This is a genomic window from Pseudomonas sp. D4-21 (assembly GCF_051132125.1).
Lineage (GTDB): Bacteria > Pseudomonadota > Gammaproteobacteria > Pseudomonadales > Pseudomonadaceae > Aquipseudomonas.
On sequence record NZ_CP071664.1, the window covers coordinates 4412392 to 4424772 of the forward strand.

Annotated in this window: 9 protein-coding genes; all 9 read right to left on the reverse strand. The window is 60.7% G+C overall.

Annotation, left to right across the window (positions count from 1 at the left end; genetic code table 11):
- Positions 1 to 91: 91 nt before the first annotated feature.
- Positions 92 to 3613, reverse strand: a complete 3522-nt coding sequence (dnaE, locus tag J3Q04_RS19775) for a DNA polymerase III subunit alpha (protein WP_434562539.1) — start codon at positions 3611 to 3613, stop codon at positions 92 to 94.
- Positions 3614 to 3852: 239 nt separating this feature from the next.
- Positions 3853 to 4497 (reverse strand): ribonuclease HII, encoded by a 645-nt coding sequence (gene rnhB / locus J3Q04_RS19780; RefSeq protein ID WP_420764449.1) that lies wholly within the window; start codon positions 4495 to 4497, stop codon positions 3853 to 3855.
- 11 nt (positions 4498 to 4508) lie between these two features.
- Positions 4509 to 5639 carry a lipid-A-disaccharide synthase gene (lpxB, locus tag J3Q04_RS19785; RefSeq protein ID WP_420764244.1) on the reverse strand — a complete coding sequence of 377 codons (1131 nt, stop codon included), beginning with the start codon at positions 5637 to 5639 and terminating at the stop codon, positions 4509 to 4511.
- 2 nt (positions 5640 to 5641) lie between these two features.
- The gene (gene lpxA, locus J3Q04_RS19790) at positions 5642 to 6418 is read right to left on the reverse strand and encodes an acyl-ACP--UDP-N-acetylglucosamine O-acyltransferase (RefSeq protein WP_420764243.1); all 777 of its coding nucleotides are present in this window, start codon (positions 6416 to 6418) and stop codon (positions 5642 to 5644) included.
- Positions 6415 to 6855: a 3-hydroxyacyl-ACP dehydratase FabZ gene (gene fabZ, locus J3Q04_RS19795; protein ID WP_003184897.1), complete on the reverse strand. Its 441-nt coding sequence runs from the start codon at positions 6853 to 6855 to the stop codon at positions 6415 to 6417. The genes lpxA and fabZ overlap by 4 nt, the downstream gene beginning before the upstream one ends.
- A 111-nt stretch (positions 6856 to 6966) precedes the next feature.
- Positions 6967 to 8022, reverse strand: coding sequence for a UDP-3-O-(3-hydroxymyristoyl)glucosamine N-acyltransferase (lpxD, locus tag J3Q04_RS19800; RefSeq protein WP_434609832.1), 1056 nt, complete (start codon positions 8020 to 8022; stop codon positions 6967 to 6969).
- Positions 8023 to 8025: 3 nt separating this feature from the next.
- Positions 8026 to 8529 (reverse strand): OmpH family outer membrane protein, encoded by a 504-nt coding sequence (locus J3Q04_RS19805; protein ID WP_003184901.1) that lies wholly within the window; start codon positions 8527 to 8529, stop codon positions 8026 to 8028.
- 45 nt (positions 8530 to 8574) lie between these two features.
- Positions 8575 to 10950 carry an outer membrane protein assembly factor BamA gene (gene bamA / locus J3Q04_RS19810; protein WP_420764241.1) on the reverse strand — a complete coding sequence of 792 codons (2376 nt, stop codon included), beginning with the start codon at positions 10948 to 10950 and terminating at the stop codon, positions 8575 to 8577.
- 74 nt (positions 10951 to 11024) lie between these two features.
- A complete protein-coding gene (rseP, locus tag J3Q04_RS19815; RefSeq protein ID WP_420764240.1) occupies positions 11025 to 12377 on the reverse strand; it encodes an RIP metalloprotease RseP in 1353 nt (450 codons plus the stop codon).
- Positions 12378 to 12381 lie beyond the last annotated feature (4 nt).

Genomic DNA, 12381 nt, shown 5'->3' on the forward strand with positions numbered 1-12381 from the left:
CCCTACCTTAAGGGAGAGGCGCGTTCAGGTCGAGATTAAAAATTCGAGTCGAGGTCAGGGGCGCTCCGGGTGCGGGAGTGGCCCCTGGCCGTCAACGGTATTGGAGGAAGACGTTGTCTTTGCCGAACTGGTCACGCAAGGCTTGAATCAACGCATCCGCCGGGTCGATCCGCCACCCCTCGCCAAACTGCAGCACGGCCTTGGCGTCGGGGCGCACATATTCCATGGTGATCGGGCATGCACCACGGTGGCGCTTGAACAACTCGCCCAACCAGCGTAGCTGATCGCCCTTTAAATCCTGGGTCTGCAACTTCAGGCGCAGGCTCTCGGCCAGGTTGGTGCGGGCATCCTCCATGCTCATTACGCGTTTGACCCGCAACCGCAGGCCGCCGGAAAAGTCATCATTGCTGACCTCCCCTTCCACCACGACCATCGCATCCGTCTGCAGCAACGACTGCGCCGAATGGAACGCGTCGGCAAACAATGACGCTTCGATACGCCCAGAGCGGTCGTCGAGGGTGATGAAGCCCATCTTGTCGCCCTTTTTGTTTTTCATTACCCGCAGGGCGATGATCATGCCGGCGACCGTTTGCGTGTCGCGTGCCGGCTTCAGGTCGATGATGCGCTGACGGGCGAAGCGGCGGATCTCGCCTTCGTATTCATCGATCGGGTGACCGGTGAGGTACAGACCCAAGGTGTCTTTCTCGCCCTTGAGGCGCTCCTTGAGGGTCAGCTCCTTGGCCTTGCGATGATTGGCATACACATCGGCGTCTTCCTCGACGAACAACCCGCCAAACAGGTCGGCGTGGCCGCTGTCGTGGGTGCGGGCCGTCTGTTCGGCGGCCTTGATCGCTTCTTCCATCGCCGCCAGCAACACCGCGCGGTTGCGGTCGATGTTGGCCTGGTAGGCCTTGGGCTCGTCATGGAAGTACGGGCCCAAACGGTCCAGGGCGCCACTGCGGATCAGCCCGTCGAGGGTACGCTTGTTGATACGTTTGAGGTCGACCCGGGCGCAGAAATCGAACAGGTCCTTGAAGGGCCCGTCCTGGCGCGCTTCGGTGATCGCCTCCACCGGGCCTTCGCCCACGCCCTTGATCGCGCCGAGGCCGTAGATGATGCGGCCTTCGTCGTTCACCGTGAACTTGAACTCCGAAGCGTTCACGTCCGGCGCGTCGAGGCGCAGCTTCATGGTCCGCACTTCTTCGATCAAGGTCACGACCTTGTCGGTGTTGTGCATATCCGCCGAGAGCACCGCCGCCATGAACGGCGCCGGGTAGTGTGCTTTCAACCATGCCGTCTGGTACGACACCAGGCCATAGGCGGCGGAGTGGGATTTGTTGAAGCCATAGCCGGCGAATTTTTCCACCAGGTCGAAGATGTTGCCCGCCAGGTCCGCATCGATGCCGTTGTTTGCACAACCTTCGATGAAACCGCCGCGTTGTTTGGCCATCTCCTCGGGCTTTTTCTTACCCATCGCTCGACGCAGCATATCCGCGCCGCCGAGGGTGTAGCCGGCCATCACCTGGGCAATCTGCATCACCTGTTCCTGATACAGGATGATGCCGTAGGTCGGTGCCAGTACTGGCTTGAGGCCCTCGTACTGGTAGTCGGGGTGCGGATAGGCCAGCTCGGCGCGCCCGTGCTTACGGTTGATGAAGTCGTCCACCATGCCCGATTGCAGCGGGCCCGGACGGAACAGGGCCACCAGTGCGATCAAGTCTTCCAGGCAGTCGGGCTTGAGCTTCTTGATCAGCTCCTTCATGCCTCGGGATTCAAGCTGGAACACCGCCGTGGTTTCAGCTTTCTGCAACAGGCTGTAGGTCGGCTTGTCGTCAAGCGGAATGAAGGCAATGTCCAGCGGCTCTTCGCCGACCTTGGCCCGGTCGCGGTTGATGGTCTTGAGCGCCCAGTCGATGATGGTCAGGGTCCGCAGGCCAAGGAAGTCGAACTTCACCAGGCCCGCCGCCTCGACGTCGTCCTTGTCGAACTGGGTGACCAGGCCGTCGCCCTCTTCATCGCAATAGATCGGCGAGAAGTCGGTCAGCTTGGTCGGCGCGATCACCACGCCACCGGCGTGCTTGCCGACGTTACGCACCACGCCTTCGAGCTTGCGGGCCATCTCCCAGATTTCCGCGGCCTCTTCGTCGACCTTGATGAAGTCCCGCAGGATTTCTTCCTGCTCGTAGGCTTTTTCCAGGGTCATGCCGACTTCGAAGGGGATCATCTTCGACAGGCGATCCGCCAGGCCGTAGGACTTGCCCTGCACCCGCGCCACGTCGCGCACCACAGCCTTGGCGGCCATGGAACCGAAAGTGATGATCTGGCTCACTGCGTTGCGGCCGTATTTTTCGGCCACGTAGTCGATCACCCGGTCGCGACCGTCCATGCAGAAGTCGACGTCGAAGTCGGGCATGGAAACCCGTTCCGGGTTGAGGAAACGTTCGAACAGCAGGTCATATTCCAGCGGGTCGAGGTCGGTGATCTTCTGCACGTAGGCCACCAGCGACCCGGCGCCCGACCCCCGGCCAGGGCCTACCGGCACGCCGTTGCTCTTGGCCCACTGGATGAAGTCCATCACAATCAGGAAGTAACCGGGGAACCCCATCTGGATGATGATATCCAGTTCGAAATTCAACCGATCGACATAGACCTGGCGCTTGGCTTCGTAATCTTCGGTGGTGTCCTTGGGCAAAAGGACGCTCAGCCGTTCTTCGAGGCCGTCGAACGAGACCTTGCGGAAATATTCATCGATGGTCATGCCATCGGGAATCGGGAAGTTGGGCAAAAAGTGCTTGCCCAGCTTCACTTCGATGTTGCAGCGCTTGGCGATCTCGACGGTGTTTTCCAGCGCTTCGGGCAGGTCGCTGAACAACTCGGCCATTTCCTCGGCGCTCTTGAGGTACTGCTGGTCGCTGTAGTTCTTCGGCCGACGCGGGTCGTCGAGGGCGCGGCCCTCGCCGATGCAGACGCGGGTCTCGTGGGCCTCGAAATCTTCTTGCTTGATAAACCGCACGTCGTTGGTCGCCACCAGCGGCGCACCGAGCTTGTCGGCCAGGGCCACGGCGGCGTGCAGGTGCTCTTCGTCATTGGGACGGCTGGTGCGCTGCACTTCGATGTAGAAGCGATCCGGGAACACCGCCATCCAGTCGCGAGCGAGCTGCTCGGCTTCTTCGGTATTGCCGCTGAGCAGGGCCAGGCCGATCTCGCCCTCCTTGGCCGCCGACAGCATGATCAACCCTTCGCTGGCCTCGGCCACCCATTCGCGCTCGATGATGATCGAGCCGTTGCGCTGGCCGTCGATAAAGCCGCGGGAAATCAGCTCGGTGAGGTTGCGGTAGCCCACGGCATTCATCACCAGCAGGCTGATACGGCTCAGCGGCGCATCCGGGTCCTTGCTCGCCAGCCACAGGTCGGCGCCGCAGATGGGCTTGATCCCGGCGCCCATGGCGTTCTTGTAGAACTTGACCAGCGAGCACATGTTGTTCTGGTCGGTAACCGCCACGGCAGGCATGTTCATGCCCACCAGGGTCTTGACCAGGGGCTTGATCCGCACCAGACCGTCGACCAGGGAATATTCAGTGTGCAGGCGTAGATGAACGAATGAAGCCGGCATAGTGATCCTGCGTTAAGTCATGAAAACAACAAGGCCCGGATTGTACCGGGCCTTGGGTAAAACATCAGCCATGTGTATCCCGTCAGGCAAATGCGCACACTACTTTTGTGGCGAGGGGATTTATCCCCGCTGGGCTGCGAAGCGGCCCCAAAAGCCCATCAGGCAACGGGTTGTCAGCTAAAGGACCGCTTCGCGCTCCAGCGGGGATAAATCCCCTCGCCACAAATCCACATTCGCCTTTATGTAATGGGAGCCTGATTACTCACGATCAGCCCACCACGCGCTTCATAAGCCAGCCGAACCGGCGCAAACGAACGCCTGTGGATCGGCGTCGGCCCAAGGCGTGCCAGGGCTTCCAGATGCACCGGGGTCGGATAACCCTTGTGGCTGCCAATCCCGTAGCCGGGGTAGATCAATTCGAACGCGGCCATTTCCCGGTCGCGGCTGACCTTGGCCAGGATCGAGGCGGCTGCGATGGCCGGAACCTTGCCGTCGCCCTGGATGACCGCCTCGGCGCGCATCGACAGTTTCGGACAGCGATTGCCGTCGATCATCGCCAGCTTCGGCGTGACATGCAGCCCGTGCACCGCACGCTGCATCGCGAGCATGGTGGCGTGCAGGATATTGAGTTCATCGATTTCTTCGACTTCGGCCCGGGCGATGCACCAACTCAAGGCTTTCTCACAGATTTCGTCATAAAGCTTTTCGCGACGGGCCTCGGTGAGTTTCTTCGAGTCATCGAGACCCAGAATCGGCCGTGTCGGATCGAGAATCACCGCCGCCGTTACCACCGCGCCGCACAACGGGCCGCGTCCTACTTCATCGACACCGGCGACAAGCTGTTCCACCTCGGCGACCAGGTTGAAATCCAGGCCCATCTGCAGCTTTACGTTGCTCATTGTTTCTTGCCGATCAGGGTCAATACAGCCTCCGCAGCCTGGTTGGACGCATCGCGTCGCAAGGTGCGGTGGATTTCGTCAAAGCCCCGGGTCTGTTCCTCGCCGCCGTCGATCAGGGGCAACAGCGTATTGGCCAGCGACTCGGCGGTTGCGTCGTCCTGAAGCAGCTCCGGTACCAGCAAGCGCTGGGCCAGAAGATTCGGCAAGGAAACGTAAGGGCTCTTGACCATGCGCTTGAGAATCCAGAACGTCAGCGGCGCCAAACGATACGCGACCACCATTGGGCGTTTGTATAACAACGCCTCAAGGGTAGCAGTGCCAGAGGCAATCAACACGGCATCGCAGGCGGCCAGCGCTTGGTGGGACTGACCGTCGAGCAGCATCACCGGCAAATCGCGCCCGGCCAGCAAGGCTTCAAGCTGGCCGCGCCGCTGCGGGCTGGCACAAGGAAGGACAAACCTGACATCGGGACGCATCGTCCGCATCCGTTCGGCGGCGTCGAAGAACAACCCGCCCAGGCGACTGACCTCGCCGCCCCGGCTGCCAGGCATCAACGCCACCAGCGGCCCTTCCGGCAGGCCCAATGCCTGGCGAGCCGCCGCGCGGTCTGCCTCCAGGGGAATGGTATCGGCCAGGGTGTGCCCGACGAACCGCACCGGCACGCCTTTTTCTTCGTAGAAGCGGGCTTCGAATGGCAGCAGCGTGAGCATCAGGTCGCAGCCTTCGCGAATCTTCAGCACCCGCTTCTGCCGCCAGGCCCAGACGGACGGGCTGACGTAATGCACGGTCTTGATGCCAGCCTGGCGCAACTTGAGCTCGATATTGAGGGTGAAGTCCGGCGCGTCGATGCCGATGAAGACGTCCGGTTTCTCCTCGATCAGCGTCTGGATCAGTTTCTTGCGACGGGCCAGTAACTCGCGCAAGCGCCCGAGCACCTCCACCAGGCCCATGACCGACAGCCGCTCCATGGGAAAGTAGGACTCCAGGCCTTCGGCCTGCATCAACGGGCCGCCGACACCGATGAATTCGACCGCGGGATGCTGCGCCTTGAGCGCGCGCATCAAGCCGGCACCCAGGATGTCACCGGAAGCCTCTCCCGCTACCAGCGCAATACGCAGATTGGCCATGGTCAGCGGGTAATGCCGCGGGTCGAAGACTGGATGGAGTCGCGGAATGTCGCGACCTCCGGGAACTGCACTGACGCTTCGGCCAGTTCGGCGAGCGCCTGCTCGACCGTCAGGCCCTGGCGGTAGACGACCTTGTAGGCGCGGCGCAAGGCCGTGATCGCCTCTTCGCTGAAACCACGACGACGCATGCCTTCGAAGTTCATGCTGCGGGCTTCGGCCGGGTTGCCGAACACCGTGACATAGGCCGGGACATCCTTGCCGATGGCGGTGCCCATGCCGGAGAAACTGTGGGCACCGATATGGCAATACTGGTGGACCAGGGTGAAACCGGACAGGATCGCCCAGTCATCCACATGCACATGGCCGGCCAACGCGGTGTTGTTGACCAGGATGCAATGGTTGCCAATGATGCTGTCGTGACCGATATGGGCATAGGCCATGATCAGGTTGTGATCGCCCAGCGTCGTTTCGGAACGGTCCTGGACGGTGCCACGGTGGATCGTCACGCCTTCGCGAATCACATTGTGATCGCCGATCACCAGGCGGGTTTCTTCACCTTTGTACTTGAGATCGGGCGTGTCCTCGCCTACCGATGAAAATTGGTAGATGCGATTGTGCCGGCCGATCCGGGTCGGGCCCTTGAGAATTACGTGGGGACCGATCACCGTGCCCTCGCCGATTTCCACACCTGCGCCGATGATTGACCAAGGGCCAACCTCGACATCGGCGGCCAGCACGGCCGACGGATCGATGATTGCGCGAGGGTCAATCAAACTCATAGCTTGCGTTCCGCGCAGATGATTTCAGCGGAGCAGACCGGCTTGCCGTCGACCGAAGCCTGGCATTCGAATTTCCAGATCTGGCGCTTGCAACTGATGAACTTGGCCTCGAGGATCAATTGATCGCCCGGGGTCACCGGCTGGCGGAAACGCAGCTTGTCGGAGCCGACGAAGTAATACAGCGTGCCATCGGCAGGCTTCACGTCGAGCATTTTGAAACCAAGGATCCCGGCAGCCTGAGCCATCGCTTCGATGATCAACACGCCCGGCATGATTGGATGCGCTGGGAAGTGGCCATTGAAGAACGGTTCGTTGATGCTGACATTCTTGTAGGCGCGAATGCGCTTGCCTTCAACATCCAGGTCCACGACCCGATCCACCAGCAGGAACGGGTAACGGTGAGGCAGGTATTCGCGAATCTCGTTGATGTCCATCATTTCGGGGGGAAGCCTATGTAAAGATTGGGAGCGCACGATTGACGCGCACCCCGCTAGCAAATCAAGGAGGCCAGGGCCTAGCGGCTGTGCACACTTGATATGGAAATGGTATCAGCCATCTGATGAAGCATTACCGTCAGGGGTCACGTCCCCTACACGCTTTTCCACCTGCTTGAGGCGCCGCGCGATGTCGTCGAGCTGGCGGATACGCGCCGCGCTCTTTCGCCACTCGGCAGCCGGTTGCATGGCTGTGCCGGAAGAATAGGCACCCGGCTCGGTAATCGAGTGGGTCACCATGGTCATCCCGGTCAGGAATACGTTGTCACAAATATCGATATGGCCCACCAGGCCCACGCCGCCGGCGAGCATGCAGTGCTTGCCGATTTTGGTGCTGCCGGAAATGCCGACACAAGCCGCCATGGCGGTGTGATCACCGACCTGGACGTTGTGGGCGATCTGGATCTGGTTATCGAGCTTGACGCCATTGCCGATGACCGTATCGGCCAGCGCGCCACGGTCGATGGCCGTATTGACGCCTATCTCCACGTCGTCGCCAACGCTCACGCCACCAATCTGGGCGATCTTTTGCCAGACGCCCTTCTCATTGGCGAAACCGAACCCTTCACCGCCCAGCACCGCGCCGGACTGGATCACCACCCGTTTGCCGATGCGTACATCGTGGTAGAGGGTGACCCGCGGAGCCAGCCAACCGCCCTCGCCGATCTCGCTGCGCGCACCGATGAAGCAATGGGCGCCCAGCGTCACGCCGGCGCCAATCCGGGCCGCGCTTTCGATGACGACGAAGGGACCGATACTGGCCGAGGGATCGACGACGGCATCCGACGCGATCACCGCGCTGGGATGAATGCCTGCCGCCGACTTGGGTTTGGGATCGAACAGATGGGAAATTCGCGCGTACGCCAGGTACGGATCGGCCACGATCAGCGCATCGCCGACAAACCCTTCGGCATCGCCAGCCTTGAGCAATAACGCGGCAGCCCGGCTGTCAGCCAGGTATTTGCGGTACTGGGGATTTGCCAGGAAGCTCAACTGAGCTGGGCCAGCCTCTTGCAAAGTGGCTAGCCCAGTGATGACCTTCTCCGGGTCGCCACGCAGGGTGGCGCCGAGGAACTCAGCCAATTGGCCGAGCTTGATAGTCGCTGTCATGGATTACTTCAGCTGGTTCATGCGCTCGATGACCTGGCGCGTGATGTCGTATTGAGGTTTGACATCGATCACTGCGCCCCGCTCGAACACCAGGTCGAAACCACCTTTCTTGATGACTTCTTCCACGGCGCTGTCGAGTTTCGGCTTGAGCTGCTTGAGCATTTCACGGTCGGCCACGGCTTTCGCTTCGTTCAGTTCCTTGGACTGGAACTGGAAGTCACGAGCCTTCTGCTTGAATTCAAGCTCTAGGCGTTCGCGCTCGCCCTGGGCCATCTTGTCGCCACCGGCCACCAGACGGTCCTGAATGCCTTTGGCACTGCTTTCCAGGCCTTTGAGCTTGGTCAGTTGCGGGCCAAATTTCTTCTCGGCGTCTACGGCGTATTTCTTCGCCGCGTCGGACTCCAGCAAGGCCATCTGATAGTTCAGCACGGCGATTTTCATGTCGGCAAAAGCCGGGCCTGCGACCAGCACGGTCGCCAGGAGAACCAATTGAGTCAACTTACGCACGATGTACTCCTACAAAATCCGTTGTCGTTATCTTGGGTCAGACGCTTAGAACGTCTGGCCGAGGGAGAATTGGAACACTTGGGTTTCAGCGTCGTCCGGTTTCTTGATCGGCATCGCCAATGCGAAGCTCAACGGGCCCAGCGCGGTGACCCAGGTCACGCCCACACCGACGGAGCTGGCCAGGTTGCTGAGGCTGATGTCGTTGCACTTGGTATTGGAACTCGTACCGTTAGCGTTGGTGGTGTCATCACAACTGGAGTCGAATACGTTACCCACGTCCCAGAATACCGAGGTACGCAGGGAGCGCTGATCCTTGACGAACGGCATCGGGAACAGGATTTCCGCGCCGCCCTGGATGAGCACGTTGCCACCGAACGGCAGCGGATCCTGGTCCGGATCGCGGATGGTCCCCGGGTTGGTGCCACGGCTCGGCGTACTGCGCGGGCCCAAGGTGCTGTCCTTGAAACCACGGACCGAGTTGAAACCACCGGCGTAGTAGTTCTCATAGAACGGCAGGCCATCGGTCGAACCGTAGCCATCGCCATAACCCAGCTCGGTGTGCAGGCGCATGGTGTAGTTGTCGGTCAACGGCTGGAACAACTGGCCACGGTAATCGAGCTTGAAGAACGACAGGTCACTGCCAGGGGTGGTGGTTTCCAGCACCAGGCTCTGGGACCGACCGCGCGTCGCCAGCACGCCCTTGTTCAAGGTCGATTCGGACCAGCCGACAGACGCCTTGAAGTTCAGGTAGTTATCGCCTTCCTTCTCGACGAAATCGAAAATCTCGTCAACGGTGTAGCGACCGGTGTTGATCTTGTCCTGCTGCGCGGTGAGGCCGAAGGTAAGGCGCGAAGTCTCGCTGATTGGGTAACCAACGTTCACACCCGCACCCAGGCTGTCCACGGCGTAGCTGGAGATGTCAGCATCGAGCTCGTCGTAGTCGGTGGTGCGATAGAAGGCGTTGTAGCCCAGGCTCACGCCGTCGGCGGTCCAGTAGGGGTCCACGTAGCCGAAGTTGTAGCGGGTCTGGTACTCGCTTCGGGTCAGGCCGAGGCTGACCTTGTTACCGGTGCCCAGGAAGTTGTTCTGGGTGATCGACCCACCCAGGATCAGGCCCGCGCTCTGGGCGAAACCGACGCTGGCGGTGATCGAGCCGGAAGCTTGTTCTTCAACGCTGTAGTTCACATCCACCTGGTCATCGACGCCCGGTACGGCCGGGGTCTCGACGTTGACTTCCTTAAAGAAGCCCAGGCGTTCCAGACGGGTCTTGGATTGGTCGATCAGGTAGGTCGACGCCCAACCGCCTTCCATCTGACGCATTTCACGACGCAGCACTTCATCTTCGGATTTGGTGTTGCCACGGAAGTTGATGCGGTTGACGTAGGCACGCTTGCCCGGATCCACGGCGAAGGTGATGTCGACGGTATGGTCTTCATCGTGCGGCTGCGGCACGCCGTTGACGTTGGCGAAGGTATAACCCTCGTTACCCAGGCGACGGGTGATCAGCTCGGACGTGGTGGTCATCAGCTTGCGCGAGAACACCTGGCCCTTCTGCACGAGCAAGAGTGATTTCACCTGGTCTTCAGGGACTTTCAGGTCACCACTGAGCTTGACGTCACGAACGGTGTACTTCTCGCCTTCGTTGACGTTGACGGTGATGTAGACGTGCTTCTTGTCCGGGGTAATGGACACCTGGGTCGAAGCGATATCCATGTTGATGTAGCCACGGTCCAGGTAGTAGGAACGCAGGCGCTCCAGGTCACCGGAAAGTTTTTCACGGGCGTACTTGTCGTCGTTCTTGAAGAACGACAGCCAGTTGGTGGTCTTGAGCTCGAACAGGTCGATCAGGTCTTCATCCGGGAAAACCGTGTTGCCCACCACGTTGATGTGCTGGATGGCCGCCACGGTGCCTTCGTTGATGTTGACCTTCAGGCCGACGCGGTTGCGTGGCTGCGGCACCACTTCGGTGTCGACGGTGGCCGAATAGCGACCCTGGGCGACGTACTGGCGCTGCAGCTCGTTACGCACACCTTCGAGAGTGGCGCGCTGGAAGATCTCGCCTTCGGCCAGGCCGGATTGCTTGAGGCCTTTCATCAGGTCCTCAGTGGAAATCGCCTTGTTGCCCTCGATCTCGATACTGGCGACCGAAGGGCGCTCGACGACCGTGATGACCAGGACATTGCCGTCGCGGCCCAGCTGGATATCTTGAAAGAAGCCGGTCTTGAACAACGCACGAGTGGATTCCACCAGGCGCCGATCATCCGCCTGCTCGCCGACGTTCAGCGGCAAGGCACCAAAGACGCTACCTGCGGAAACCCGCTGGAGGCCGTTGACGCGAATATCAGAGATAGTGAAGGACTCGGCGTGAACTTCGGCGATCATCAATACGGTGAGAACCGCAGTTAGCAGCAGACGTTTCATGAAGTCCTTTCTTATTCCAACTGGCAATAAACAAACTGCCGCAAAATGCGGCAGATTCGCAATTCAGCGAAGCGTTACAGACGACCCAGATCGTTGACCAAGGCAAGCAACATCACCCCGACCACCAAGCTGATACCGATCTGTATCCCCCAACCTTGCACCCGATCCGACAAGGGACGACCACGCGCCCACTCGATCAGATAAAACAGCAGATGCCCCCCATCCAGTACCGGGATGGGCAGCAAATTCAGAACCCCCAGGCTAATGCTCAGATAAGCAAGGAAATTCAGGAAATCAGCGACGCCCGACTGGGCAGAAGCGCCCGCCACTTTAGCAATGGTTATCGGTCCACTCAAGTTTTTTACCGAGAGCTCGCCGAACAACATTTTCTTCAGCGAGTCGAGGGTCAGGACACTCATGGTCCAAGTACGCCGCGCGCCCTCGCCAATTGCCGCGACAGGGCCGAAGCTGACCTCTCGAACCATCTCCGGTGGCCAGTCGACCGCCTTGACCCCCGCCCCCAGGTAACCCGTCGGCGCTTTGGCTTCGCCACGGGCGGCCAACGTCACGGGAACATCAATCGTGGCGCCGTCGCGCTCCACGCTCAGCAATATTTTGGCATCAGGACGGACACGAACCGAGTCGACCACCTGCTGCCAGTCGCTGACCGCCCGCCCATCGAACGCGAGCAAACGGTCACCGGTCTTCAGGCCCGCGGCATGTGCCGGGCCTTTCGGGTCGAGTTCGGCGAGGACAGGCGCCAGCGCGGGACGCCATGGACGGATCCCGAGGGAGCGGATCGGATCAGGCTCGTCGGCACCTTTGAGCCAATTATCGAGTACCAGCTCCCGGGGCGAGTCCGCGGTGGATCCCTCCTCGCGAACGATCATCTGCAGGGAACCGCTCTCACCCAGGCGACGCACCAATTGCAGATTGACGGCGGCCCAGCCTGATGTTGGCTCGCCATCGATGGCCACGATTTCCTGGCCCGCGCCCAACCCGGCGCGCGCCGCAACGCTCCCCGCCTCGACCGCGCCAATGACAGGGCGCACCTGCTCGCTGCCCAGCATGGCCAGCGCCCAGAAAAACACCAGGGCCAGCAGGAAGTTGGCGATCGGCCCCGCCGCCACGATGGCGATGCGCTGACGAACGGTCTTGCGATTGAAGGATTGGTCGAGCTGGTCGAGAGGAACTTCACCCTCGCGCTCGTCGAGCATCTTCACGTAGCCGCCCAGGGGGATGGCCGCGACAACGAATTCAGTGCCCTGCTTGTCGTGCCAGCGTAGCAGGGGCATGCCGAAGCCGACGGAAAAACGCAGGACCTTGACGCCACAGCGACGCGCGACCCAGAAATGGCCGAATTCGTGAAAAGTGACCAGCACACCCAGCGCAACCAGGGTGCCGACGATCATATAGAGCGCGCTCATCTGT